The sequence below is a fragment of the Phenylobacterium sp. genome (assembly GCF_965284355.1).
Lineage (GTDB): Bacteria > Pseudomonadota > Alphaproteobacteria > Caulobacterales > Caulobacteraceae > Phenylobacterium.
The window spans coordinates 2,821,110-2,846,146 of the sequence record NZ_OZ260078.1; the positions used below are offsets into that span (position 1 = coordinate 2,821,110).

Genomic DNA, 25,037 nt, shown 5'->3' on the forward strand with positions numbered 1-25,037 from the left:
TTCGAGAAGGCGCTCCGGATCCACGGGGTCCGAACCCACCTGCAGGCGCCTCAACTGGACGCGACATGAGCGAAGACAACATCGAGACCAACGGCCCCGATTCCAATGGCCCCGACTCCACCGGGGCGGCCGAGTACGGCGCGGATTCCATCAAGGTGCTGAAGGGCCTGGACGCGGTGCGCAAGCGCCCGGGCATGTACATCGGCGACACCGACGACGGGTCGGGTCTGCACCACATGGTCTACGAGGTGGTCGACAACGCCATCGACGAAACCCTGGCCGGCTGGGCCACCCGCGTCGAGGTGATCCTCAACGCCGACGGGTCGTGCACGGTCACCGACGACGGCCGCGGCATTCCCACCGATATCCACGAGGGCGAAGGCGTCTCGGCGGCCGAGGTCATCATGACCCAGCTGCACGCCGGCGGTAAGTTCGACCAGAACTCGTACAAGGTCTCGGGCGGCCTGCACGGCGTGGGCGTCTCGGTGGTGAACGCGCTCTCCGACTTCCTGAAGCTGAAGATCCATCGGGGCGGCGACGTCCACGAGATGGAGTTCAATCTGGGCGACGCGGTCTCGCCGCTGGTGGTCACCGGCAAGTCGCCGCTGCGCGAGAACGGCGAGCCGCTGACCGGCACCGAGGTGACGTTCCTGCCGTCGCTGGCCACCTTCAAGTTCATCGAGTTCGACCTGAAGACGCTGGAGCACCGCCTGCGCGAGCTGGCGTTCCTGAACTCGGGCGTGACCATCTGGCTGAAGGACCATCGCGGGGCCGAGCCCTACGAGGAGGTCATGCACTACGAGGGCGGCATCGAGGCCTTCGTGCGCCACCTCGACAAGGCCAAGACGCCGCTGATCAAGACGCCGATCGTGGTGCGCGGGAAGCGCGAGAACGTCGAGCTGGACCTGTCGCTCTGGTGGAACGACGGCTACCACGAGAACGTCCTCTGCTTCACGAACAACATCCCGCAGCGCGACGGCGGCACCCACCTGGCGGCCTTCCGCTCGGCGCTGACGCGGATCATCACCAACTACGCCGAGAGCTCGGGCGCGGCGAAGCGCGAGAAGGTCTCGGTCAGCGGCGAGGACGCCCGCGAGGGCCTGACCTGCGTGCTGTCGGTGAAGGTGCCCGACCCCAAGTTCTCGTCCCAGACCAAGGACAAGCTGGTCAGCTCCGAGGTGCGTCCGGCGGTCGAGAATCTGGTCAGCGAAGGTCTCGCCACCTGGTTCGAGGAGCATCCCGTCGAGGCGCGGATGATCGTCACCAAGATCGCCGAGGCCGCCGCCGCGCGCGAGGCGGCCCGCAAGGCCCGCGAACTCACCCGCCGTAAGTCGGCGCTGGATATCACCTCGCTGCCCGGCAAGCTGGCCGACTGCGCCGAGAAGGACCCGGCCAAGTCCGAGATCTTCCTGGTCGAGGGCGACTCGGCCGGCGGCTCGGCCAAGCAGGCGCGCAACCGTGACAACCAGGCGATCCTGCCCCTGCGCGGCAAGATCCTGAACGTCGAGCGCGCGCGGTTCGACAAGATGCTGTCGTCGGAACAGATCGGCACGCTGATCATGGCGCTGGGCGCCGGGATCGGCCGCGACGAGTTCAACATCGAGAAGCTGCGCTACCACAAGATCGTCATCATGACGGACGCCGACGTCGACGGCGCCCACATCCGGACCCTGCTGCTCACCTTCTTCTACCGGCAGATGCCCGAGGTGATCGAGAAGGGGTACCTCTATATCGCCCAGCCGCCGCTCTATAAGGCGTCGAAGGGCAAGTCGGTCCGCTACCTCAAGGACGATCCCGAACTCGAGATCTACCTGATCGACGAGGGCGTGGATCAGGCTGCCCTGGACCTGCCGTCGGGCGAGCGCCTCACGGGCGCCGACCTGCTGGCTCTGGTCCAGACCGCGCGCGGCGCCAAGGCCAACATCGAGCGGCTGGCGGCCCGCGCCCCGGCGTTCGCGATCGAGCAGGCGGCCCTGGCCGGACTGCTGGGCGAGGATGGCGATCCGGCCGCGGCCGCGGCGCGCCTCAACCTCTATGCCGAGGAAGGCGACGGGCCCTGGACCGGCGAGAAGGCGGCCGGCGGCGGCTATGCCTTCAGCCGCATCAAACGGGGCGTGTCGGAAAAGGTGGTGCTGGACGACCTGCTGCTGCACGCCGCCGACGCGCGCCGCCTGTCGGAACGGTCGAAGGACCTGGCCCAGGTGTTCTCGGGCCTCGCCACCTTCACCCGCAAGGACCGCACGGCCAAGGTGCGCGGCCCCCTCGACCTGGTGGCCGCCGTCATGGACAACGGCCGCCGCGGCCTCTCCATCCAGCGCTACAAGGGCCTGGGCGAGATGAACGCCGAGCAGCTGTGGGAGACCACGCTCGACGTCGAGGCCCGCACGCTGCTCCAGGTCAAGGTCAACCACCTGGAAGACGCCGACGACCTGTTCGCCCGCCTCATGGGCGACGTGGTCGAACCGCGCCGCGAGTTCATCCAGGAAAACGCCCTGGACGCCGAGGTCGACGTCTAAATCGGCGCCGCTGGTCGCAAAACGAACGGTGTTTTCTACACCTGGTAGAATCGACACAACCAGCGGGTGAACTCGTTAGGTCGGTGTTTACGGTTCAGCAACTCTGTTGGCGGGCCGCGCGGACGGATTCGCGCCACTGGGGGCAGTTGTATGATGGGTATCCGCAAGTTTCTGGCCGTGGGCGCCGCGGCGATGGCCCTTCTGACGGCCGGCGCCGCCAACGCCGCCATCGTTTTCGTGGGCAGCTGGGAGCTGAACAGCGGTGTCGACGACAGCCCGCTGACCGGCCAGCAGGCCGCCGCGCTGATCTTCGGCGGCGACGCGTCCGACTACATGATCTCGACCAACGGGTCGGACGTGAGCCAGATCAACTTCCGCGCCTGGTACGCCTTCATCGGCCTGCCCGACACCGTGGGCGTGGACGCCCAGGACGTGAACAGCGCATTCGGCTTCGACCTGTCGGCCTACGTCAACGACGGCTCGCTGGGCAGCTACGTGAACTACGCCTTCAAGGACGACGGCCGGGTGGGCGGCGTGCCCGAGCCCGCCACGTGGGCGCTGATGATCGCAGGCTTCGGCCTGGCCGGCGCAGGCCTGCGCCGCCGCGTCATCGTGACCTGAACAACGTCGGCCGTCCCTGGACTGTTGCGCTTCGATCACGCGCGAGCGCATTAATGTGACAGCGTTCTTGGAGTGTGACCGTTCGGCGACGTCATGGTGTAGCCATTCCCCCGCAGGGCGACTCCCACGCCTGCTGCAATGAGGGATTCCACATGATGACGTCCGCGTCGCTTCGCGCCCTGTTGGCCGCCAGTGTCTCTGTGACCGCGTTCGCCCTGGCCGCTCCGGCCATGGCTCAGACCGCAACCGCCGATACCGAAGTGGGCGAGGTGCTGGTCACCGCCCAGAAGCGCTCGGAAAACATCAACGACGTCCCGCTGGCCGTGACCGCGGTGAGCGGCGAGAAGCTGGACGCCATCCGCTCGTCGGGCGGCGACATCCGGGTGTTCTCGGCCCGCGTGCCCAGCCTGACCCTGGAAAGTTCGTTCGGCCGGACCTTCCCGCGCCCCTACATCCGCGGCTTGGGCAACACCGACTTCGACCTCAACGCCAGCCAGCCCGTGTCGTTCGTCTACGACGAAGTGGTCATGGAAACCCCGGTCCTGAAGGGCTTTCCGCTCTTCGACATCGACCAGGTGGAAGTGCTGAAGGGCCCGCAGGGCACCCTGTTCGGCCGCAACACCCCGGCCGGCGTGCTGAAGTTCGACAGCGCCAAGCCGACCCAGACGTTCGAGGGCTACGCCCAGGGCTCGTACGCGACCTACGACACCATCAACCTCGAGGGCGCGGTCTCGGGCCCGATCGTCGAGGGCGTGCTGGCTGGCCGCCTGTCGGCGCTGTACCAGCGCCGCAGCGACTGGGTCGATAACCTGCGGGGCGGCGATAAGAACGACAGCGAGGGCTACAAGCAGTTCGCCATCCGCGGCCAGCTGCTCTGGACGCCCACCGAGAACCTCGATGCGCTGCTGAACCTGCACTACCAGCACCTGAACGGCACGCCGCGCGTCTTCCGCGCCAACATCATCCAGAAGGGCACGAACAACTTCGTCCCCGGCTTCAAGCGCGACGAAATCAGCCAGGACGCCCAATCGCGCGCCGTCCAGAAGATCGAGTCCTCGGGCGCCAACCTCAAGATCACCTACGACTTCGGCGAAGGCCTGCCCGAGCTCACGTCGGTCACCGCCTATGAGCGGGTCGACGCCTACTCGCGCGGCGACATCGACGGCGGCTTCGGCGCCTCGTTCGCCCCGCCGTTCGGCCCCGGCTTCATCCCGTTCCCGGCCGAGAGCGCCGACGGCATCCCGTTCCACCGTCAGTTCACCCAGGAGCTGCGCTTGGCCGGAAACAGCGGGCCGGTGGGCTACACGGTGGGCGCCTACTACTTCAACGAAAGCATCAAGATCGACAGCTTTGACTACAACACCCTGGGGGGCGGGGCTCTGCAGGGCTACGCCTACCAGAACCAGAAGTCCGAGAGCTGGGCGCTGTTCGCCAACGTCGACTATGACGTCTCGGAGCAGCTGAACATCGGCGGCGGCATCCGCTACTCCGACGACAAGAAGGACTTCCTGGCCCAGCGCACGCGCTCGCCGTTCGGCGCGCCGGCCACGGCGATCCTGCGGGCCAACCCCGACACGAGCGAGGTCAGCTTCAACCTGAACGCCACCTATGCGGCGACCGACGACGTGAACCTCTACGCCCGCGTCTCGCGCGGTTATCGCGCCCCCTCGATCCAGGGCCGCCTGGTGTTCGGCGACACGCTTTCGATCGCCAACAAGGAAACCGTGATGTCCTACGAGGCGGGCATCAAGGGCAAGGTTCCCGAGATGCGGCTCCGCTACGACGCGGCGGTCTTCTACTACGACGCCAACGACCTGCAGATCACCGCGGTGGGCGGCGGCGCGAACTTCAACCGCCTGCTCAACGCCGACAAGGCGGTGGGCTACGGCTTCGAGTTCAACGCCGAGCTCGAGCCCGTCGACCGCCTGCTGATCACCGCCGGCCTCTCGTACAACAACACCGAGATCAAGGACTCGGCGCTGTTCACCCAGCCCTGCGGCGGCGGCTGCACGGTGCTGGATCCGGCCGGCCCGATCGCCGGCACGGTGCGGATCGACGGCAACAGCCTGCCCAACGCGCCCAAGTGGATCGCCAACGTCACGGCGGGTTACTCCTGGCCGATGGGCGAAGGCGAGCTGTTCGTCTTCACCGACTGGGCCTACCGCTCGAAGGTCAACTTCTTCCTCTACCAGTCGGCCGAGTTCAACGACTCCAAGCTGCTGGAAGGCGGCCTGCGCCTGGGCTACCGCGCCCCCGAGGCCCGTTGGGAAGTGGCCGCCTTCGGCCGCAACATCACCAACGACAAGTCGCTGGAAGGCGGCATCGACTTCAACAACCTGACCGGCTTCGTCAACGACCCCCGCATCCTGGGCGTCGAGGTGAAGACCAAGTTCTAAGTCGCACCTGAAACGGGGCCGCGCCGAGTGATCTGCGCGGCCCTTTTCGTCAGGCGAAGCCGCCCACCACTTCCAGAACCGCCTCGCCGTAGTGGGCGAGCTTTGCTTCGCCGACGCCGTTCAGGCTGGCCAGCATGGCCCGGGTGCCCGGCTTCACCACGGCGATCTCGGCCAGGGTGCGGTCGTGGAAGATCACATAGGGCGGCACGTGCTGGGCCTTGGCCGCCGCGGCGCGCCAGGACCGCAGAGCTTCGAACAGCGGCCGGTCGGTCTCGCTGACCGCCATGGCCTCCTTGCTGCGCTTGCCGCGCCCGCGGGTGGAGCGGGCGGCCTCCGCGCCCTCGGGATGCTTGCGCATGGTCACGGCGCGCTCGCCCCGGAAGACCGCCCGCACGGCTTCCGCGTCGCCCAGGCCGACCAGCGGGCGCCCGTCGTTGGGATCCTCCCGGAGCAGCCCCTCGAACAACAGCTGCTCGGTGAGGTCGCGCCACTGGGTCGCCGACAGCTCGGGCCCGATGCCCCAGGTGGACAGCGACGACTCCCACTCGCTGACGTCCTTGGTCTTGCCCAGCAGGTGGTCGACCACGCGGCCCCGACCGAAGCGGCCGCCCAGCCGGTGGACCGCCGACAGCGCCTTCTGGGCCGCCTGGGTGGCGTCGGTGGTCTCGACGGTCCCGAGGCAGAGGTCGCACTGGCCGCAGGCCTCGACGCCCTCCTCGCCGAAGTAGCGACGCACGGTGGCGGCGCGACAGCCCGCGCCGTCCAGCAGGGTGTAGAGCTGGCGGACCTTGCGGGCCTGGACCTGCTTGGCCGCCTCGTCCATGTCGCGCTCGGCCACGCGCTTCAGCGCCCAGGCCATGTCGGCGGCGCCATAGAGGGTGATGCCTTCGGCCGGCTCCCCGTCGCGCCCGGCGCGGCCGATCTCCTGCCAGTAGGCCTCGATGGACCCCGGCGGATCGGCGTGGATCACGAAGCGGACGTCCGGCTTGTCCACGCCCATGCCGAAGGCGATGGTCGCCACCATCACCGCATGGTCGGCCTCGAGGAACTCCTCCAGCCGCGTCTCGCGCAGCCGCTTGTCGAGGCCGGCATGATAGGCGACCGCGGGCACGCCGGCGCCTCGCAGCGCCTCGGCCAGCTTCTCGGTCTTGTCGCGCGAGCCGGCGTAGACGACCCCCGATCGGTCGGGCCGTGCGGTCACCAGCTCGACGACCCGCTTCTCCGCGCTGCCGCGCTTGCGCTCGGCCGACAGGATCAGCTCAGGACGGGCGAAGCTGGCCACGAACTCGGCGGAGTCGGTCAGCCGCAACTCGGCGCGGATGTCGTCGCGGGTCCGGGCGTCGGCGGTCGCCGTGACGGCCAGACGCGGAACACGGGGGAACAGCTCCGCCAGCCGGCCCAGCATCCGATACTCGGGCCGGAAGTCGTGGCCCCACTGGCTCACACAGTGGGCCTCGTCGATGGCGATCAGCGCCAGAGGCGTCCGGCCGAGGCGGTCCAGCATCCAGGGCTGCATCAGCCCTTCGGGCGAGACATAGAGGATGTCGAGCTCGCCCGCTTCGATCCGCCGCCAGGTCTCGGCCTTGGCCTCGGGCTCGATATTGGAGTCCAGCCGCGCCGCCGCCACGCCGGACTGCACGAGCCCGGCCACCTGGTCGGTCATCAGCGCGATGAGCGGCGAGACGACGAGACCCAGGCCGGGCCGAACCAGGCTCGGGATCTGGTAGCAGAGGCTCTTGCCGCCGCCGGTGGGCAGCACGGCGAGCGCGTTGCGTCCGGCCAGGACTTCTTCGATCACGTCGGCCTGCAGGCCCCGGAACTCGGCGTGCCCGAACGTGCGCCGCAGGATCTCGCGCGCGGCGTCCAGGGGCGAGAGCTCGGCCTCGGCGAGTGCGGCGGGAAGCATCCGGCCCTTATGCCGTGGGTCGGCGCTTGGCGTCCACCCGGCGTTCCGGATTTGATCCGCGGGCGACGCGAGGTTCCTGTTGAGGACCTGGCTTTTCGCAGCCCTGGAGCGCTGTGCGGAGCTTGAGACCGGTGTTCCGCGCCGGCTCTAGGCCGGCGTGAGGCGCGGCGCGGGGAGCTTGATGGCCCTGTCCGCGGCGTGGGCGACCATGCGGCCGGCCACATCGCAGACGGGCTCGACGACGTCCAGCTGTCGGACCCATTCGTGCGGGACGCTGTCGAGCCCGTGGATCACGCCCCAGAGCTGGGCCGCGATCGAGGCGGTGGTGTCGCTGTCGCCGTCGTGGATGGCGGCGATGCGGATGGTCTCTTCCAGGCTCCGGCCGCGGAGCACGGCGTAAACGCCGATGGCCAGCGCCTCCTCGCCCACCCAGCCCTCGCCGAGTGACGCGAGCGCGGCCAGCGGCGGGGCGCCGGCGTCGGCGAGACCGCGAGCCAGGCGCACGGCCGTCAGCGTTTCCTCGGACCCGGGCGCGGCTTCGAGCCGGGTCTCCATCCGGGCCAGCGCCGTGGGCATCGGGATTTCGTCCAGCAGGTCGCGCAGCAGGCTGGCGAAGGCCGCCGCGGACAGGCGGCCGGACGGATGGCCGTGAGTCAGCGCGGCGGCGGCATGGGCCAGGCGGAACGCTTCGTCGGCGTCGATGGACGGGACCAAGCCCAAGGGGGCCACCCGCATCACCGCGCCACTGCCTTTGGAGTCGTTGATCGGCTTGGCGATCGTGCCGCGGGCGCCGGCGTGCAGGGCGGCCAGGCAGGTGCTGCCGGGCGCGCGCACGGCCCACAGCTCGCGGTGCTGGCTGAGTCCGGTGGCGTTGGGCGTCCAGTCGTCACGCTGGGTGCGGAACCAGGCGAGATAGGCGTAGCGGATGCGCGCCAGGACCTGCTCGGATCGCTTCGAACCCTCGCCCGTCAGGGCGGTCATCAGGCCGTCGGCGGTGAAGAGAGTCATCTGGGTATCGTCGCTGGCGACCAGCCGACCCTTCGGTTGGGTCAGGCCGGTCTCCCCATACTGCTTCTGGATCGCGGCCCGGGTCTTGAACTCGACCTGGTAGCCCAGGGCGTCGCCCACGGCGCCGGCGAACAGGCCGCCCAGAATGCGGCTGGCCACGTGATGGTCGGCCATGGGCCGTCGCGGGATCACCGGCGGTGGGGTCGCCAGCGGTCGCAGACGGGCCTTCGCCACCGCCTCGCCGGGCGCGACGCCCAGTTCGGTCAGCAGGCGGGCCGCAGCCCATCGGGCGCGGGCGCTCCCGTCGTCGCAGTGGATCAGCACCATGCCACCACGACGAAGGAGCGCCCGCAGCCGATGCCCTGTGTAGGTCCAGAGGCGCTCGAACCGCGCATCTGGCGCGCCAGATGCGCGCAGGGGGACGTGATGCCATTGCGGCGCCAGGCCCGGCAGGAGGTCGGAAAGATCGGATCGCCCGAGGGTCTTAAGCTCGTGCGCTGACAACAGCGTGACGACCGCGTCCGGGCGGAACGCGGTGATCGCCGCCAGGTCCTGCGCCAGCGTCGTGGCTCCGGCGCCCGGGCACGCGGCGACCCCGATCGCGCCACGGCCGTGGGCGATCACGTCGATGCGGAACGGAACAGGCGCGCAAGCGAGCCCCATGGCGAAACCCTCGTTGACACAGGGGGGAACTAACTTAGTGTCGAATTAACACTTAGCAGGGGCGACTTAGTGTCGTCAATACACGAACATGCCCTTCACGTACGAATATCCGCACCCCGCCGTGGCGACCGACATCGCGGTGTTCACCCTACGCCGCGGCGCTCTGAACGTTCTCCTGATCGAGCGGGCGGCCGAGCCGTTCCGGGGCGCCTGGGCGCTGCCGGGGGGGTTCCTGCAACCCGACGAGGAACTGGACGCCTGCGCGCGGCGCGAACTGATGGAGGAGACCAGCGTCGACGCCGACCTGCTGGTCCACTTCGGCAACTTCAGCGCGCCGGGGCGCGATCCGCGCGAGCGGGTGATCTCGGTGGCCTATCTGGCGCTCCTGGCCTCGGACGAGCTGCGGATCGCGGCCGACACCGACGCGGCCCAGGCGCGGTGGTTCCCGATCGACGGACTGCCGGAGCTGGCCTTCGATCACGCCATGATCCTGCGCCGGGCGCTGGAGGCGCTGGGCTCACGGGCGCGACAGATCTCGCCCCTGTTCGCGCTCTTGCCGCCCCGCTTCACTCTCAGCCAGCTGCAGGGCGCCTATGAAGCGGTGATCGGCGAGGAGGCCGAGAAGCGCAATTTCCGCAAGATGGTGGCCAGCCTGGAGTGCGTGCGAGAAACAGACGACTTCGTCCACGGCGCGCACCGGCCGGCTCGGCTCTACGAGCCGACCCAACCCCAGCACGAGCCCGACGCCCTCACGCCTGCTTGACGGCCTTGCTCTGAAAGCCGGCGATGCGGTCGGCCATGTCGGGGCCGCGGCCCTCGCCGCGGTAGATCTCGTGGCTGAGTCCGGCGCCGATCGGGAGGCCGTCGGTCTCGCGAACCAGGCGCTTGTTGGCGCGGTGGCTGAACCAGGAGTTGGCCAGGATCTGGTCGGCCAGGGCCTCCAGCTTGGCGTCGAACTCGGCGTCCGGCACGCAGAAGTCGGCCAGGCCCAGGTGGGCGGCTTCCGGCCCCATCACGGTGCGACAGGTGAACATCATCTCGCGCGCCCGATAGGTCCCGACCCGGCGCGGCAGCCGCTGCGACAGGCCCCAGACCGGGGTCAGCGCCCACTTGGCGTGGGTGTCGGCGAAGCGTGCGCCCTCCGCGGCAAAGACGATGTCGCCGGCCAACGCCAGCTCGAGCGCGCCGGTGTAGCAGTGGCCGTGCACCGCGCTGATCACCGGCTGCGGCAGGTCGGCCAGCCGCTCGATCACCCGCGACTGGAAGAACGGCTCGGGCAGCTTCTCGCCCGCGGCGATGTCCGAAAGGTCATGGCCGGCCGAGAAACAGCGGCCCGCGCCGCGCACGATCACCAGGCCCACCGTCTCGGTCTCGGTCGCGAGCTTGCGGGTGTGCGCGTCCAGCTCCTTGAAGAGATCGACGTTCAGCGCGTTCAGCTTGTCGGGCCGGTTGAGCGTCAGGGTCGCGGCGCCGTTGCGGTCCGAGCGGGTGACGAGGGTCATTGGGTCTTGGCCTCTCCGGGGGCGTCCATGCGGCTGATGGTGAGCTTGCTGGCCCAGTGCGTGCCCATGCGGTTGACGAACTGCGCCGGGCGTTCGGCCAGCACCTCGGTCTCGAGCCACAGGCGCTTCAGGTGGCGGACTTTCCCCGCGGCGCGGTCGTCCTCGTAGGACGTGCGGCCATGCAGGACGTGGAAGTTGTTGATGAACTGCATGTCGCCGGGCTGGAAGTCCATGATCACCGAATACTCGCCGCCCTCGGCCATGTCCTGCATCCAGGCCAGCGCCTCGATGGCCTTGTCGGTCAGGCGCGGGGCGTCGGCGTGGCGCTGGCTCGCCAGGATGTAGGGCCGGATCAGGCGGGTGAAGAGCCGGCCTCCCAGGCGGTTGAACACCGGCATCAGGTACCAGCCCGGCTTCCCGGGCGCCTGTTCGCCGCGATAGTCGAACGGCTGCGGCTTGTAGAGCTCGGCGGCCAGGTCGGGCCGTTCGCGGACCAGGCGGTTATGCAGGGCAACGGAGTTGCAGACCGCCGACTGCCCGCCCGAGACGCCGGTCTGCAGGCACATCAGGCCGACGAGGTCGCTGCCATCGCAGTGGAAGTCGAGGCCGACCAGCCCGATCTCGTTGCCGCGGCTGGTGGGATCGCCCGGCGCCTTTCCGTGGTCGGTGACGTCGCCCAGCAGGTGGCCCTTGGCGTTCTGTGGCCACGGCCTGCCCAAGTGCATGCCGACGCCCCAATAGGCCAGGCTCATCTGGTCGTTGGTCCAGCGCTCGCGGGGCAGGCCGCGCAGCAGCACGAAGCCGCGGCCGTCGATCAGCTCGCGCTCGATCTGCTTCAGGCGAGGCCCGAGCGTCGGTAGCGGAAACTGCGCCTTCCCGATCGCCAGGAAGTTCTCCGAGACGCCCTGGGCGTGGGCGACCGCGGCCTCCAGCTCGGCCACCTCGGCCGGCGACAGGCGTTCGGTCCAGCGTGCGGGGTCGGCGACCTCGGCCGCCGTCCATTCGCAGGCCGTTTCCAGCACCTCGGGGACAAAGTCCGGCGTGACCGCGTTCATGGCCGCGTTCTCCTGTTCGTCTTCCGCTACTCCGCCGCCATCCGCTGCGGCGCGCTCTGCGCCCCGCGCAGCAGCCGTCCGGGCAGGGCGTCGGTGGGCGCGCCGTCGCGATAGGTGGTCTGGCCCGCGACGATGGTGGCGGTGTAGCCCTGGGCCCGCTGGATCAGCCGGCGCCCGCCGGTGGGCAGGTCATAGGCCACCTGCGGCGCCATCAGGGTCAGCCGGTCGTAGTCGATGACATTGAGATCGGCGCGATAGCCGGCCTGCACCAGGCCGCGGTCGAACAGGCCGACCGTCTCGGCGGTGTCGCGGCACTGGCCCTTGATCATCCGCTCCAGGCTGAGCCTGGGGCCACGGGTGCGGTCGCGGGTCCAGTGGACGATGTTGGTGGTGGGGAACGACCCGTCGCAGATCATGCCCACATGCGCCCCGCCGTCCGACAGGCCGGGCACCACGCAGTCGTGGCCTAGCATGGTGTGAACGTGATCCAGGTTGCCGTCCGCATAGTTCAGCAGCGGCAGGTAGAGGATCCCGCGCCCGTCTCCGGCCCCGCCGTCCAGCATGTGGTCCAGGGCGACCGCCCGGGGATCGACCGCGCGGCCGGCGGCGATGGCGGCGATCGAGCGGTCCTGCGTGATCTCGTAGTCCGGGCTTTCCAGGCCCATCGGATAGATGCGGTCCCAGGCCCGGGCCGGCGACAGGCCGGGCGCGCGGCCGCTGTCGGGCTCCTGGGCCAGCAGGGTGGCGCGGAAGTCCGGGTCGCGCAGGCGGGCGACCCGCTCGCTGAGCGGCAGCTTGGCGATCTCGCGATAGGCCGGGTAGGTGCTGAACGGATTGGCCGTCAGCTCCAGCCCGAACAAAACGCCCACCGGCCGGGTCGCCACCTGGGCCCGCATCTGCAGCCCCGCGGCCTTGGCGTCGCTCATGTAGCGCAGCATGTCCTGCCACTGGGTCGGGTCGCGCGGGCTCTGCAGCAGCGAGAACGACAGCGGCCGGCCCGAGCGCTCGACCACGCGGCGCAGCATGGCGAACTCTTCGGCCGGGTCGTTGAAGTCGGAGACCACCTGCAGGACGCCCCTACCCGCCCCGTTGTTGGCGGCGGCCATGCCCAGGGCGATGCCGGTCAGCTCGTCCTCGCCGGCGGTCAGGGTGGCGATCGGCGAGCCGTCGGAACTGCGGTGGTTCAGCGTGCGCGAGGTGCCGAAGCCCAGGGCGCCGGCCTCCATCGAGCGCTTGGCGATGGCGGCCATGGCGTGGATGTCGGCCTCGGTCGCCGGCTCGCGGTCGACCCCGCGCTGGCCCATGACGTAGACGCGCAGCGCCGCGTGGGGCAGCTGGCTGCCGATGTCGACGTCGAAGCGCCGCGCGGCCAGCGCGTCGAGGTACTCTGGATAGCTTTCCCAGTTCCACGGCAGGCCTTCGGACAGCACGGGGAAGGGGATGTCCTCTACGCCTTCCATCAGCTGGATCAGCCGGTCGTGATCCTCGGGGCGGCAGGGCGCGAAGCCGACGCCGCAGTTGCCCATCACCACAGTGGTCACGCCATGCCACGACGAGGGCTGCATGCGTCCGTCCCAGGTCGCCTGGCCGTCGTAGTGGGTGTGGATGTCGACGAAGCCCGGGGTGACCATCTGGCCCCGCGCGTCGATCTCCTCGACGCCCGATCCGGCGATCCTGCCCACCGCGGCGATGACGCCGTCCTTGACCGCCACATCGGCGTCGAAGGCCTGTGCGCCTGTGCCGTCGATCACGGTTCCGCCCCGGATCACGAGGTCCCAGGCCTTCTCTTTGTTAGGGGCCTTCTCCATGGAGCGTCTCCCGTACCGTGTTTTCCGGGAGAGTAGCGCGCTGCCGCAACGTCCGTGAATGAAATTAACCCTGACGTTTCCAGCAGGCTTAACCGTCGAGGCGGCTTCTGGCGGGCGAAAGCTTGGCCTTGGAGCACCCCATGTTCGTCGCAATGGACCTGACGATCAGCCTCGAGAGCGAACTGGCCGCCCTGCTGGCGGACTACGACGCCTTCGTCGCGGCCGAAGACACCCTGCTCGCGACCGACCCGGGCCTGGATGGCTCAGTCGTCGCCGATCCTGCCTCGGTCGATCCGGTCGACCCGCTGACCGAAGAGCCGCCGGCCCCGGAGGTCACGGCCACCGTTCCTACCGCGACCGACCCCGTCGATCCGGCTCCTGTCGAAGGCGGCTCCGATCCGGCGGAGAGCTTCAGCGATCCGGGCTTCGATCCCGCCCCGTTCGACTTCGTCCTGATCTCCGATGAACTGGCCTTCGACCTCAACGAAGCCGCTCTCGTCGGCCGTCGGTTCGGCGGTGAATTCTTCGACTTCGCCTAGGTCTCTCAGCGCCGACAAGATTGACCACGAACCACGCGAACCACACGAACGGAGTCCGCTGCTCGCAAGGCCTCGAAAGCGCAGGCGCGTTCGTGTGGTTCGTGTGGTTCGTGGTTCAACAAGACAGCGGCCTGCGGCGCGCTGAGCCTTAACTCCCCTCGCGAGGCAGTTCGGCGGTCTTCGCGGCGCAGCCCGTCAGGACCTGGTTCGGCAGCACGACCTGCGCGCTCATCGGGTACTTGAGGTCGCTCATCCCGTCCGAGCAGGCCGCCATCTTCAGGCTGATGGTCAGCTGTTCGCCCTTGGGGCTCTTGGCGACCCAGGTCGCGCCGCCGGGCGAGATCGCCGCGCCCGGCGCCTCGGCCAGCAGGTCGGGCTGATCGGGGCGGGTCAGACGGAACTTTACGCCATCGGTGATCTCGACGGCCCAGAAGGGTTCGGTCCCGCGCGCGGTGATCGGCTGGCCGATGTCCATGCCGCCCGAGGACGCCGCGGGCGTGGCGGCCGCGCTCGCGGCCGGCGCATCCGCGGGCGGGGCGGCGGGATGGCCCTCGGGGTCCTGCGGCTGGCAGGCGGCCAGGGCCAGGAGCGCGAGGGCGCTGGCGGACAGAAGGGCGATACGCGACATCGGGTCTTCCTGCACTGGATCGGCGGCAAATCAGGCTAGCGTCGCGACGTGGCAGCGTCGCTCACCTTCTACGAGTTCTTCGCCGGGGGCGGCATGGCCCGCCTGGGTCTCGGCGACGGCTGGTCCTGCGGTTTCGCCAACGATTTCGACGCCACCAAGGCGGCCGCCTATCGCGCCAACTTTTCCGACGCCGAGGCGCACTTCCGCCAGGGCGACGTCTGGGCGCTGTCGGCCGAAGATCTGCCCGGCCGCGCCGATCTGGCCTGGGCCTCCAGCCCCTGCCAGGATTTCAGTCTCGCCGGCGGACGGGCGGGTCTGAAGGGCGGTCGCTCGTCGGCGTTCTTCGGCTTCTGGCGGTTGATGGAGGCGCTGGACGACGCCGGCCGCTCACCCCGGCTGATCGTGGTCGAGAACGTGGTGGGCCTGCTCACCAGCCACGGCGGCGCCGACTTCGCCGCCCTGGGGGCCGCGCTCAGCGCCCGCGGCTACCGGTTCGGCGCGCTCGAGATCGACGCGGCGACCGTGTTGCCGCAGAGCCGGCCGCGGGTCTTCGTCATCGCCGCCCGCGACGTCCCCGCCGGCCTCACCGGCGACAGTCAGTTCCACACCCGCGCGGTGAAGGCGGCGCATGCCGGCCTGCCGCCCGAGGTGGCCCAGCACTGGGTCTGGTGGCGTCTCGCCGCGCCGCCCGCGCGCAACACCCACCTGGCCGCGGTGCTGGAGCCCGACGACGCCGTGGCCTGGCACACGCCGGCCCAGACGGCGCGCCTGCTGGACCTGATGGGGCCGCTGCACCGCGCGCGGGTCGAGAGCCGCAGCGGCCGGTCCGTGGGCGCCGTCTTCCGCCGCAGCCGGCCGGAGGATGGCCGCACGGTCCAGCGGGCCGAGGTGCGCTTCGACGGTCTGGCCGGCTGCCTGCGCACGCCGCGTGGGGGCTCGTCGCGCCAGTCGATCGTGATCGTCGAGAACGGCCGCGTCCGCTCGCGCCTGATAAGCCCGCGCGAGGCCGCCCGCCTGATGGGCCTCCCCGACAGCTATGTCCTGCCGAAGACCACGACGGGCGCCCTGCACGTAGCTGGCGACGGCGTCGCGGTCCCGGTCGTGCGCTGGCTGGCGCAGGAGCTGCTGGAGCCGCTTCTAGGTGGGCGCCTTCCCTCCCTTGATGGGGAGGGACAGCTCGCCGTCAGGCGAGCCGGGTGAGGGAGTGACGATCCTCCCCGGCCTCTGAGTTCTGGCCTGCACTCCCTCACCTTGGCCGAGGAAATCTATAAGCGTCGCAAGGGCTGACCGCTTCCAATCGTCGTGGGAAGGCTTAGGGTCTGGGGCCTGATCCAGACCTGGGACCACGACCATGGACGCCACCCCCGACAAGACCTACGACGCCGAGCGCTACCGCCGCTCGGGCCGGGGCAAGATCTTCGACTCCGTGCTGGACCTGATCGGCGACACGCCGCTGGTGCGCCTGCCGCACCTGACCCAGGCGCTGAAGCCCAAGGGCGAGGTGCTGGCCAAGCTCGAGTTCTTCAATCCGCTGGCCTCGGTCAAGGACCGGATCGGCGTGGCGATGGTCGAGTACCTTGAGGCCAAGGGCCTGCTGAAGGAAGGCGGCACCGTCGTCGAGCCCACGTCGGGCAACACCGGCATCGCGCTGGCCTTCGTCTGCGCGGCCAAGGGCTACAAGTGCATCCTGGTCATGCCCGAGAGCATGTCGATCGAGCGCCGCAAGATGCTGGCGATCCTGGGCGCCAAGCTGGAGCTGACGCCGCGCGAGAAGGGCATGTCGGGCGCGGTCGCCCGCGCCGCCGAGATCGTCGAGGCCACGCCAGGCGCGGTGATGCCGCAGCAGTTCGACAACGTCGCCAATCCGCTGATCCACCGGGTCTCGACGGCGGAAGAGATCTGGAACGACACGGCCGGCGCGGTCGACGCCGTCATCGCCGGCGTGGGCACGGGCGGCTCGATCACCGGCATCGGCCAGGTGCTCAAGGCCCGCAAGCCGTCGGTGAAGATGATCGCCGTCGAGCCCACCGCCTCGCCCGTGCTGTCGGGCGGCCCGCCCGGGCCGCACCCGATCCAGGGCATCGGCGCGGGCTTCGTGCCCTCCATCCTGGACCGCGGCATCATCGACGAGGTGGTGCAGGTGGCCGCCGACGACGCCATGCAGATGGCCCGCCGCGTCGCCCGCGACGAGGGCATTCCGGTGGGCATCTCGTCGGGCGCGGCCCTGGTCGCCGCCTTCGACGTGGCCAGCCGCGATGACATGGCGGGCAAGACCATCGTCGCCATCATCCCCAGCTTCGCCGAACGCTACATCTCGACCGCGCTGTTCGAAGGGCTGTGACAAAGCCCTCTCCCCCTTGCGGGGAGAGGGTTGGGAGAGGGGGTGTCGACGCCGCGTCTCCTGGTCCAGCACCCCCACCCCCGACCCCTCCCCGCAAGGGGGAGGGGAGTGATGTGTTCGACGCCGCCAAGCGCTCGGCGGTCATGCGCCAGGTGAAGGGCCGCGACACCACGCCCGAGATGAAGGTCCGCAAGGCGCTGACCCGCCTGGGCGCCCGCTACCGCCTCCACCGCAAGGACCTGCCCGGCAATCCGGACATCGTCATGCCGGGCCGCAAGCTGGCGATCTTCGTCCACGGCTGCTTCTGGCACGGCCACGACTGCGCGAGAGGCTCCCGCGTGCCCCAACAGAACCGCGACTACTGGGTCGCCAAGGTGGGTCGGAACGTGGCGCGGGATGCCCGGAGCGCCGAGGCGCTGGCGGCGCTGGGCTGGCGCGTCGAGGTGATCTGGGAGTGCGAGCTTAGGGACGGCCTCGAAGCCCGCCTTCAAGATCTCCTCTCCCCCGAGACGAAGTCCGAGGGGAGAGGGTAGGGAGAGGGGCGGCGATGGGCTCTCAGCGGGCAAGCTGGTCCAGCCATGATCCTCGGGGAGCTCCCCTCCCACTTCGTGTGGGGGAAAGGAGGTCTAAGCCGGCACGACCTCTTCCACCACCACCTCGGTCTTCACCGAATTGGCGATGAAGCACTCCTCGTGGGCTTCGTGGTGCATCGCATCACGTTCGGCGTCGGTGGGGCGCTTGCCGGCGTAGGTGATCTCCGGCCGCAGGGTGACGCGGGTGACGGCCATCCGTCCCTCGGCGTTCTTCTCCATCACGCCCTCGGCCGCATCGCGGTAGCGGGTGATGACGAAGCCCTTCAGGCGCGCGACGTGCAGGAAGGTCAGCATGTGGCAGTTGGACAGCGAGGCGACCAGCATTTCCTCGGGATCGACCGCGCCGGGCGCCGCCCACTTGCCGACCACGTGCTTCGAGGCCGTCGCCGGCACCACGTGCTCGGCGAAGCTGACGGTGTGGCCACGACTGTAACGGCCGTTCGTGAAGTCCTCGCCGTCGTTCAGGCGCCACTCGATGGTCGCGCGATAGGTGGCCATGGCGAGGGCTCCTCTAGAAGGCGTCGGCGGGCAGCTTCATCAGCAGATCGGAGCCGGTCTTCAGCTTCGCAAGGCGGCTGGAGGTCTCGGGCAGCACGCGTTCGATGTAGTAGCGGCCGATGGTGAGCTTGGTCTCGCAAAAGCTGTCGGTGTCGCCCCCGGCGATCCGCGCCAGCGCCGCCTTGGCCTGCAGCGCCCACATGTAGGCCAGCGCCGTCAGGCCGAAGAGGTGCAGGTAGTCTGTGGAGGCGGCGCCCGCGTTGTCGGGGTTGGCCAGGCCGTTCTGCATCAGCCACATGGTGGCCTCCTGCAGCTCGGCCTTCGCGGTGGCCAGGCCGGTCACGAACGGCTTCATGTCGGCCGAGGTCTCGGCGTCGATGAAGGCGTCCAGCTCGGCGAAGAAGCTCATCACGCCGCGCCCGCCGTCGGCCGCGAGTTTCCGCCCGACGAGGTCCAGGGCCTGCACCCCGTTGGTGCCCTCGTAGATCAGCGCGATGCGCACGTCGCGCAGGTACTGGCTGGCCGGGAAATGCTCGGTGAAGCCCGAGCCGCCGTGCACCTGCATGGCGTCGGAGCAGACGTTGAAGCCGCGGTCGGTGAGGAACGCCTTCACCACCGGGGTCATCAGGGCCATGTAGTCGCGACCCTTCTGCCGGACGGCCTCGTCGGGGCTCGCGTGGCTGAGATCGCCATGCAGGGCGGTCCAGGCCATGAAGGCGCGGCCGCCCTCGACGATGGCGCGGGCGTCCATCAGCATCCGGCGCACGTCGGGATGGACGATGATCGGGTCGGCCGGACCGTCGGCGTTCTTGGGGCCCGTAAGAGAGCGGCCCTGCAGCCGGTCCTTCGCGAACGCGGCGGCGGCCTGATAGGCGGCCTCGGCCTGGGCGATGCCCTGCAGGCCCACGCCGAGGCGGGCTTCGTTCATCATCACGAACATCAGGGCGAGACCCCGGTTTTCCTCGCCGATCAGCCAGCCGGTGGCCTCCTCGTGGCTGATCACGCAGGTGGCGTTGCCGTGGATGCCCATCTTCTCTTCGAGACCCAGGCACTTCACCGAGTTGCGGACGCCCGGATTGCCGTCGGCGTCGGGGATGTACTTCGGCACGATGAACAGGCTGATGCCGCGGGTGCCCTGCGGCGCGCCCTCGATCCGGGCCAGAACCAGGTGGACGATGTTTTCGGTCAGGTCCTGCTCACCGCCGCTGATCCAGATCTTCTGGCCGGAAATCTTGTACGTGCCGTCCGCCTGTGGGACCGCCTTGGTGCGCAACAGGCCGAGGTCGGTGCCGCAATGCGGCTCGGTCAGGTTCATGGTGCCGGCCCACTGGAACGAGCACAGCTTGGGCAGGTAGAGGTCCTTCTGCTCCTGGGACCCACCCGTGTGGATCGCCGAGTAGCAGCCGTGCGTCAGGCCCGGGTACATCGAGAAGGCCATGTTGGCCGAGCTGCTCATCTCGGAGAACGCCACGTTCACGACGTGGGGCAGGCCCTGGCCGCCATAGGCGGGGTCCGAGCCCAGGGCGGGCCAACCGCCCTCGACCAGCTTGGCGTAGGCGTCCTTGAAGCCGTCGGGCGTCTTGACGGTGTGGTCCGGGCTCCAGACGCAGCCCTGCTTGTCGCCGACCGTGTTCAGGGGGGCCAGCACCTCGGAGGTGAACTTGCCGGCTTCCTCCAGGATCGCCTCGACGGTGTCCATCGAGGCGTCGGCGAAGGCGGGCAGGTTGGCGTAACGCTCGAGCTGCAGCACGTCGCGCAGCAGGAACGTGTAGTCCCGCACGGGGGCCTGGTAGGTCATGGGTGCTCCGCGGTCACGCGTTAGGACGATCAGACTCGCCTAAGCCGTTCGCGATGAGCTGTCATCCCCCACCGAGGGCAGGGGACGAAGGCAGACGCCCTAAGCCTCGGCTCCGTCCAGTCGGTGACGGAGCACCTGGTCGTAGGCGTCGGCGCGCGGCAACAGGTCGGGGCGCGTCTCGGTGAGGCGCTTTTCCATCGCCGACACGCCCGTCTGCAGCTGGGCGATGGCGTCGTCGATGTCCTTCTTCTGCTGTTCCAGTGCGACGATGCGCTCCTGGAACTTCTTGAGGCTCTTGGCGGCCTGGGCGGCGCCGCTCTCATCGGCCTCGTAGAGGTCGAGGATCTCGCCGATTTCGGAAAGCGACAGGCCGACGCGCTTGCCGCGCAGGATCAGCACCAGCCGGCCGCGATCCTGATACGAATAGACGCGGTTCATCCCGTCGCGCGCGGGGTTCAGCAGGCCCTTGTCTTCATAGAAGCGCAGGGCGCGCGGGGTGCATTTGAACTCAAGGCACAACTGACGGATCGTGTAGGTCCGGGCCGGACGACGCAGGTCGTGGGGCATGGTGCATCCTCCTTGTCTTATCGTTGATAACAAACGTGCTCCCCGTTTCCGTTTACGTCAATGCCGGTAACCCAACGTCATCTGCACGCGGCGGGGTGTTTTTTTCAGCCTCCGCCCGGATTGCGACAGCATCAGGACAGTGGCGCTGGAGAACGCCGCCGGTCGCCTCTAGGCTCGCGCAAGTGCAGTCGCGGGGGTGTCAAGTGAAGACGAGATTGTGGGTCGGCGCGGCCGGGGCGGCGCTGCTGGCGATAACGCCTGTCGCAGCCATGGCGGCCAAGCCCGCGCCGTCGGCCACCGCGGGGCTGACGCTCAAGGAAGGTCTGGTTCCCGTCTATGTGGACGCGGCCAAGGGCCGGATCCTGGTCTCGCTGCCGGCGCCCGACCGCGACGGCGTCGCCGGACGCTATCTCTACGTCTCGGCGCTGAAGACCGGCCTGGGCTCGGCGCCCGTGGGGCTGGACCGTGCGCGGCTGGGCGACACCCAGGTGCTGGCCTTCCGGAGGGTTGGCGGCAAGGTGGTGGCCGAGTTCGAGAACCCGCGGTTCCGCGCCGTTGGGGCGCCCGCCGCCGAGCAGACCGCCGCGCGCGAGGCCTTCGCCACCTCGGTGGTCTGGGCCGGCAAGATCGAGGAGGTGACCGCCGACGGCCGCCTCCTGGTCGACCTGTCGGGCTTCCTGGCGCGCGACGTCATCGGCATCGCCGACGCGCTGAAGCAGGCGGGCGAGGCGGGCTACAAGCCCGTGGCGGACCTGACCCTGGCCGATCCTGCGGCCGTAAAGGTGTTCCCCGAGAACGTCGAGTTCGAAGCCCTGCAGACCTATGCCTCGGACACGCCGGGTCCGGAGACGCGCAACATCGCCCCCGACCCGAAGCTGATCACGCTCACGGTGCGCCATAGCCTGGTGAAGCTGCCCGAACCCGGCTTCCAGCCGCGGACGTTCGACAACCGCTCGGGCGCGTTCGACCGCGTGGTGCTGGACTACGCCGCCCCGCTCGACCGCGACATCGTCCAGCGGCTGGCCGTGCGCTTCCGCCTCGAGAAGACTGACCCTTCCGCCGCCGTCTCGACGGTGAAGAAACCGATCGTCTTCTATGTGGACCGCGCGGCGCCCGAGCCGATCCGCACAGCGCTGCAGGAAGGCGCCCAGTGGTGGGCGAAGGCGTTCGAGGCGGCGGGCCTCAAGGACGCCTACCGGGTGGAAATCCTGCCCGAGGGCGCCGACCCCCTCGACGTCCGCTACAACGTCATCAACTGGGTCAACCGCGCCACCCGGGGCTGGTCCTACGGTCAGGTGGTGGCCGACCCGCGCACCGGCGAGATCGTGAAGGGCTCGGTGCTGCTGGGATCGTTGCGAGTGCGCCAGGACATGCTGATCTTCGAGGGCCTCGTCGGCGCCGACGAGAGCGGCAAGGGCGGTCCGAACGATCCCATCCAGGTGGCGCTGGCGCGCATCCGCCAGCTTTCGGCGCACGAGGTCGGCCATTCCCTGGGCTTCGCGCACAACTTCGCCGCCTCGAGTCAGGATCGCGCCTCGGTCATGGATTATCCCGCCCCGCGGGTGAAGCTGACCGACGGCCGGATCGACCTCTCGGACGCCTATGGCGTGGGCGTGGGCAAGTGGGACAACTTCATCGTCGACTGGCTGTACGGCGACGGCGATCCGACGGCCAAGGCGAAGGCCGGGCTGGCGACCCTGCGCTACATCGCCGACTCCGACGCGCGGCCCGTGGGCTCGGGCCAGCCGCATGGCGCGATCTGGGACGATGGCGCCGACCCGGTGGCCGAACTGGCGCGGGTGCTGGCCGTGCGCCGCGTGGCCATCGACCGGTTCGGGCCCCATGCGCTGCGGCCCGGCGAGGCGGCCCAGGCGCTGAAGCGCAAGTACGTGCCGATCTACCTGCTGCACCGCTACCAGCTCGAGGCGGCCGCCAAGGTCCTGGGCGGCGTGGACTTCAGCTATGCGGTGAAGGGCGATGCGGCGATGAAGGCCGAGGTGGTTCCCGCCGCGCAGCAGCGCGCCGCGCTGGCCGGCCTGCTGGCGGCGATGACGCCCGAGGCGCTGGACACGCCGGACGCGCTCATCCCGCTGATGTCGTCGGGCCAGTCGGGCGACAACGACCGTCAGTACGACATCGAGGTGTTCGACGGCGCGGGCGGTCCGGTGTTCGACGCGCTGAACGCCGCCGACGTCGGCGCCGGCATGGTGCTGGACAATCTGCTGGCCCCGGCGCGCCTGGCGCGGCTGACCGAGCAGCACCGCCGCGACGCCGCCCAGCCCGGTGTGGGCGAGGTGGCGGACAAGCTGATCGCCCAGGCCTTCTCGCCGGCGACCGGCCGCTACGCCGAAGTCGCGCGCCGCATCCAGACCCGCACGGCGCTGGAGCTGGCCGCGGCGGCGCGTCGGCCCGACGTGTCGCCCGCGGCCAAGGCCGAGATCGCCCAGCGGCTGACCGACCTCGCTATCCGATTGAAGGCTCAACCCGGCGCTGACCCCTCCGACCGCGCGCACCGGCTCACTCTGGCGGCGCTGCTGCAGGACAAGGAAGAGCTCGTGCGCGTGCTGGGTCAGCCCAAGCGCCGCCCAGAGGCGCCTCCGGGCATGCCGATCGGAAGCGACGAGGACTGAGCTGCACCTTTAAGCCATCATCCCACGGGCAGCCGAAGGCTGAACCGGGGGACCCAAGCCGACTCAAGACAGACTAGACTCAGTTTGGGTCCCCCGGATCGCCCTTCAGGCGACCGTGGGATGACGAACGTTTTTGGCTATGCGACCAGCTCGCCGGCCAGCGCGCGTTCGATCAGCGCCACGGTGCGGTCGACGCCGAAGATGGCGACGAAGCTGCCGAAGCGAGGCCCCTGGCTCTGGCCCAGCAGCACCTCGTAGAGGGCCGAGAACCACGCGCGCAGGGGTTCGAAGCCGGCGGCCTTGCCCACCTCGAACACCTCGTTCTGGATCGCCTCGGCATCGGCGCCCGCGGGCAGGGCTTTCAGCTTGGCGACGAGGTCCAGCATCGCGGCGCGTTCCTGGTCCGTGGGCGCGCGGAACCGCTTCGCGGGCTTCACGAAGTCCTCGTAGTAGTTGATCGCGAACCCGGCCAGGCGGTCGAGCAGCGGCTCGCTCTGCGGCGTCGCGCCCGGCAGGTAGCGGGCGATGAAGGCCCACAGCAGGTCCTTGGTCGAGGCGTCGGCCGCCGAGACCAGGTTCAGGAGCAGCGAGAAGCTGACCGGCGAGCCCTTCTCGGGCGGGTGGCCCCGGTGGACGTGCCAGGCCGGGTTGTCCAGCTGGGCGGCGTTGTCGCCCTCGGCCTTCTTGCGGATCAGGGCGTCCAGCTGCTGGAGATACTCGTCGGTCGCCTTGGGGATGACGTCGAAGTAGAGCCGCTTCGCCGACTTGGGCGACTGGTACATGTAGTAGGTCAGGCTCTCGGGCGCGCCGTAGCGCAGCCACTCCTCGATGGTCAGGCCGTTGCCCTTGGACTTCGAGATCTTCTGGTTGTTCTCGTCCATGAAGAGTTCGAAGTGGAAGGCCTCCGGCGGCTCGGCGCCTAGGGCCTTCACGATGCGGTTCGAGACGCGGACCGAGTCCACCAGGTCCTTGCCCGAGGCCTCGAAGTCGACTTCCAGCGCCGTCCAGCGGGCCGCCCAGTCGGGGCGCCATTGCAGCTTCACGTGGCCGCCGGTGACCGGGACCTCGGTGAGTTCGCCATCCTCGTCCGGGAAGGTGATCGTGCCCTTCTCCACGTCCCGGCCGACGGTCGGGGCCTGCAGCACGCGGCCGGTCTTGGGGCTGATCGGCAGGAACGGCGAATAGGTGGCGCGGCGTTCCTCGCCCAAGGTCGGCAGCATGATCGCCTGGACGGCGTCGAACCGCGCCAGGATGCGCAGCAGCACCTCGTCGAAGCGGCCGGACTTGTAGGTCTCGGTCGAGCTCATGAACGTGTACTCGAAGCCGAAGCCATCGAGGAACGCGCGCAGGCGGGCGTTGTTGTGGGCGCCGAAGCTCTCGTACTCGCCGAAGGGATCGCGGACAGACGTGACCGGCTTGTCGCGGTCCTCCTCCAGCATCGCCTTGTTGGGCACGTTGTCGGGGATCTTCCGCAGGCCGTCCATGTCGTCGGAGAAGACGATCAGCTGAGTCGGGATCGCGTCCTCGGTCAGCGCGCGGAAGGCGTTGCGCACGATCGTGGGCCGGGTGGCCTCGCCGAAGGTGCCCAGGTGGGGCAGGCCCGAGGCGCCGTAGCCGCACTGGAAGACGACGGGCTTCGCCAGCGCGGGCAGCGTCTGCACCGCCTCGGCGAACTTGCCCTGGGCGAACAGCGTGGCGGCCAGATCGCGCTCGGCGTCGGTGAGGCGCAGACGGGTGATGCGGTCGAGCAGCAGGCGCGCCTGCTCGAACGGCCAGCTCTTGGCGTCGCGCGCCTGTTGGGAAAGTCCTTGAAGGGTCGGGCCTTGGGGCATGGCGGGCGGCCTAGCGCTCATGGCCGCTGCGCTCAAGTGCTATCCGCCGCGTCGCCGCGTCTCAGACGGGCGCCCCTGCGCGGGTGTTGGGCGCCGGCGGCAGGCCTCCGGGACAATAATCCGCAGTGTCACAGGG

General features: G+C 69.5%; 19 protein-coding genes. 9 read left to right on the top strand and 10 right to left on the bottom strand.

The annotated features are described in order from the left end of the window. Positions 1-65 precede the first annotated feature (65 nt). From gyrB to ACQ66R_RS13790, 3 genes are all read left to right on the top strand, one after another. Positions 66-2,516: a DNA topoisomerase (ATP-hydrolyzing) subunit B gene (gene gyrB, locus ACQ66R_RS13780; protein WP_430422849.1), complete on the top strand. Its 2,451-nt coding sequence runs from the start codon at positions 66-68 to the stop codon at positions 2,514-2,516. 153 nt (positions 2,517-2,669) lie between these two features. Further along, on the top strand, positions 2,670-3,137 hold the full coding sequence (locus ACQ66R_RS13785; RefSeq protein ID WP_430422851.1) for a PEPxxWA-CTERM sorting domain-containing protein: 468 nt from the start codon (positions 2,670-2,672) through the stop codon (positions 3,135-3,137). Positions 3,138-3,289: 152 nt separating this feature from the next. Then, positions 3,290-5,533, top strand: a complete 2,244-nt coding sequence (locus ACQ66R_RS13790; protein ID WP_430422852.1) for a TonB-dependent receptor — start codon at positions 3,290-3,292, stop codon at positions 5,531-5,533. Between the two features lie 49 nt (positions 5,534-5,582). Here ACQ66R_RS13790 and recQ read toward each other — a convergent pair whose 3' ends face one another. Then, positions 5,583-7,439 (bottom strand): DNA helicase RecQ, encoded by a 1,857-nt coding sequence (recQ, locus tag ACQ66R_RS13795; protein WP_430422854.1) that lies wholly within the window; start codon positions 7,437-7,439, stop codon positions 5,583-5,585. A gap of 147 nt (positions 7,440-7,586) precedes the next feature. Then, the gene (locus ACQ66R_RS13800) at positions 7,587-9,110 is read right to left on the bottom strand and encodes an ADP-ribosylglycohydrolase family protein (protein ID WP_430422856.1); all 1,524 of its coding nucleotides are present in this window, start codon (positions 9,108-9,110) and stop codon (positions 7,587-7,589) included. A gap of 88 nt (positions 9,111-9,198) precedes the next feature. Between ACQ66R_RS13800 and ACQ66R_RS13805 the strand changes: the two genes are divergently transcribed. After that, positions 9,199-9,873, top strand: coding sequence for an NUDIX hydrolase (locus ACQ66R_RS13805; RefSeq protein ID WP_430422858.1), 675 nt, complete (start codon positions 9,199-9,201; stop codon positions 9,871-9,873). Here ACQ66R_RS13805 and ACQ66R_RS13810 read toward each other — a convergent pair. The 3 genes from ACQ66R_RS13810 to ACQ66R_RS13820 are packed head-to-tail and all read right to left on the bottom strand — an operon-like array spanning position 9,860 to position 13,475. Further along, the gene (locus ACQ66R_RS13810) at positions 9,860-10,612 is read right to left on the bottom strand and encodes an enoyl-CoA hydratase/isomerase family protein (RefSeq protein WP_430422860.1); all 753 of its coding nucleotides are present in this window, start codon (positions 10,610-10,612) and stop codon (positions 9,860-9,862) included. The genes ACQ66R_RS13805 and ACQ66R_RS13810 overlap by 14 nt on opposite strands. Then, a complete protein-coding gene (locus ACQ66R_RS13815; RefSeq protein WP_430422862.1) occupies positions 10,609-11,667 on the bottom strand; it encodes a TauD/TfdA family dioxygenase in 1,059 nt (352 codons plus the stop codon). Before ACQ66R_RS13815 ends, ACQ66R_RS13810 begins: the two co-directional genes overlap by 4 nt. A gap of 26 nt (positions 11,668-11,693) precedes the next feature. Then, on the bottom strand, positions 11,694-13,475 hold the full coding sequence (locus ACQ66R_RS13820; protein WP_430422864.1) for an N-acyl-D-amino-acid deacylase family protein: 1,782 nt from the start codon (positions 13,473-13,475) through the stop codon (positions 11,694-11,696). Between the two features lie 140 nt (positions 13,476-13,615). Between ACQ66R_RS13820 and ACQ66R_RS13825 the strand changes: the two genes are divergently transcribed. Continuing rightward, positions 13,616-14,014, top strand: a complete 399-nt coding sequence (locus ACQ66R_RS13825; protein ID WP_430422866.1) for a hypothetical protein — start codon at positions 13,616-13,618, stop codon at positions 14,012-14,014. 148 nt (positions 14,015-14,162) lie between these two features. On the opposite strand, the gene ACQ66R_RS13830 is transcribed toward ACQ66R_RS13825, so the two are convergent. Beyond that, positions 14,163-14,642, bottom strand: coding sequence for a COG3650 family protein (locus ACQ66R_RS13830; protein ID WP_430422868.1), 480 nt, complete (start codon positions 14,640-14,642; stop codon positions 14,163-14,165). A gap of 48 nt (positions 14,643-14,690) precedes the next feature. Between ACQ66R_RS13830 and ACQ66R_RS13835 the strand changes: the two genes are divergently transcribed. The 3 genes from ACQ66R_RS13835 to ACQ66R_RS13845 all read left to right on the top strand — a co-directional run bounded on the left by ACQ66R_RS13835 (position 14,691) and on the right by ACQ66R_RS13845 (position 17,516). Then, a complete protein-coding gene (locus ACQ66R_RS13835) occupies positions 14,691-15,842 on the top strand; it encodes a DNA cytosine methyltransferase (protein ID WP_430422870.1) in 1,152 nt (383 codons plus the stop codon). A 151-nt stretch (positions 15,843-15,993) separates the two neighbouring features. After that, on the top strand, positions 15,994-16,983 hold the full coding sequence (gene cysK, locus ACQ66R_RS13840; RefSeq protein WP_430422872.1) for a cysteine synthase A: 990 nt from the start codon (positions 15,994-15,996) through the stop codon (positions 16,981-16,983). Positions 16,984-17,126: 143 nt separating this feature from the next. Continuing rightward, on the top strand, positions 17,127-17,516 hold the full coding sequence (locus tag ACQ66R_RS13845) for a very short patch repair endonuclease (protein WP_430426305.1): 390 nt from the start codon (positions 17,127-17,129) through the stop codon (positions 17,514-17,516). A 93-nt stretch (positions 17,517-17,609) separates the two neighbouring features. Here ACQ66R_RS13845 and ACQ66R_RS13850 read toward each other — a convergent pair whose 3' ends face one another. From ACQ66R_RS13850 to ACQ66R_RS13860, 3 genes are all read right to left on the bottom strand, one after another. Then, positions 17,610-18,074, bottom strand: coding sequence for an OsmC family protein (locus ACQ66R_RS13850; RefSeq protein ID WP_430422874.1), 465 nt, complete (start codon positions 18,072-18,074; stop codon positions 17,610-17,612). A gap of 13 nt (positions 18,075-18,087) precedes the next feature. Beyond that, entirely contained in the window at positions 18,088-19,872 is a 1,785-nt protein-coding gene (locus ACQ66R_RS13855; RefSeq protein WP_430422876.1) for an acyl-CoA dehydrogenase C-terminal domain-containing protein, read from the bottom strand. A gap of 99 nt (positions 19,873-19,971) precedes the next feature. Next, the gene (locus ACQ66R_RS13860) at positions 19,972-20,439 is read right to left on the bottom strand and encodes a MerR family transcriptional regulator (protein WP_293360101.1); all 468 of its coding nucleotides are present in this window, start codon (positions 20,437-20,439) and stop codon (positions 19,972-19,974) included. Positions 20,440-20,642: 203 nt separating this feature from the next. Between ACQ66R_RS13860 and ACQ66R_RS13865 the strand changes: the two genes are divergently transcribed. Continuing rightward, positions 20,643-23,069 (top strand): zinc-dependent metalloprotease, encoded by a 2,427-nt coding sequence (locus tag ACQ66R_RS13865; protein WP_430422878.1) that lies wholly within the window; start codon positions 20,643-20,645, stop codon positions 23,067-23,069. Positions 23,070-23,206: 137 nt separating this feature from the next. Here ACQ66R_RS13865 and ACQ66R_RS13870 read toward each other — a convergent pair whose 3' ends face one another. Continuing rightward, entirely contained in the window at positions 23,207-24,901 is a 1,695-nt protein-coding gene (locus ACQ66R_RS13870) for a lysine--tRNA ligase (RefSeq protein WP_430422880.1), read from the bottom strand. Positions 24,902-25,037: the final 136 nt, after the last annotated feature.

Excerpts from the sequence above, each read along its gene's own strand:
- ACQ66R_RS13870 (WP_430422880.1), bottom strand. The coding sequence starts at position 24,901 with ATGCCCCAAGGCCCGACCCTTCAAGGACTTTCCCAACAGGCGCGCGAC.
- ACQ66R_RS13860 (WP_293360101.1), bottom strand. The coding sequence starts at position 20,439 with ATGCCCCACGACCTGCGTCGTCCGGCCCGGACCTACACGATCCGTCAG.
- ACQ66R_RS13830 (WP_430422868.1), bottom strand. The coding sequence starts at position 14,642 with ATGTCGCGTATCGCCCTTCTGTCCGCCAGCGCCCTCGCGCTCCTGGCC.
- ACQ66R_RS13850 (WP_430422874.1), bottom strand. The coding sequence starts at position 18,074 with ATGGCCACCTATCGCGCGACCATCGAGTGGCGCCTGAACGACGGCGAG.
- ACQ66R_RS13790 (WP_430422852.1), top strand. The coding sequence starts at position 3,290 with ATGATGACGTCCGCGTCGCTTCGCGCCCTGTTGGCCGCCAGTGTCTCT.
- gyrB (WP_430422849.1), top strand. The coding sequence starts at position 66 with ATGAGCGAAGACAACATCGAGACCAACGGCCCCGATTCCAATGGCCCC.
- ACQ66R_RS13785 (WP_430422851.1), top strand. The coding sequence starts at position 2,670 with ATGGGTATCCGCAAGTTTCTGGCCGTGGGCGCCGCGGCGATGGCCCTT.
- ACQ66R_RS13820 (WP_430422864.1), bottom strand. The coding sequence starts at position 13,475 with ATGGAGAAGGCCCCTAACAAAGAGAAGGCCTGGGACCTCGTGATCCGG.
- ACQ66R_RS13825 (WP_430422866.1), top strand. The coding sequence starts at position 13,616 with ATGTTCGTCGCAATGGACCTGACGATCAGCCTCGAGAGCGAACTGGCC.
- recQ (WP_430422854.1), bottom strand. The coding sequence starts at position 7,439 with ATGCTTCCCGCCGCACTCGCCGAGGCCGAGCTCTCGCCCCTGGACGCC.
- cysK (WP_430422872.1), top strand. The coding sequence starts at position 15,994 with ATGGACGCCACCCCCGACAAGACCTACGACGCCGAGCGCTACCGCCGC.
- ACQ66R_RS13845 (WP_430426305.1), top strand. The coding sequence starts at position 17,127 with ATGCGCCAGGTGAAGGGCCGCGACACCACGCCCGAGATGAAGGTCCGC.
- ACQ66R_RS13805 (WP_430422858.1), top strand. The coding sequence starts at position 9,199 with ATGCCCTTCACGTACGAATATCCGCACCCCGCCGTGGCGACCGACATC.
- ACQ66R_RS13855 (WP_430422876.1), bottom strand. The coding sequence starts at position 19,872 with ATGACCTACCAGGCCCCCGTGCGGGACTACACGTTCCTGCTGCGCGAC.
- ACQ66R_RS13800 (WP_430422856.1), bottom strand. The coding sequence starts at position 9,110 with ATGGGGCTCGCTTGCGCGCCTGTTCCGTTCCGCATCGACGTGATCGCC.
- ACQ66R_RS13815 (WP_430422862.1), bottom strand. The coding sequence starts at position 11,667 with ATGAACGCGGTCACGCCGGACTTTGTCCCCGAGGTGCTGGAAACGGCC.
- ACQ66R_RS13810 (WP_430422860.1), bottom strand. The coding sequence starts at position 10,612 with ATGACCCTCGTCACCCGCTCGGACCGCAACGGCGCCGCGACCCTGACG.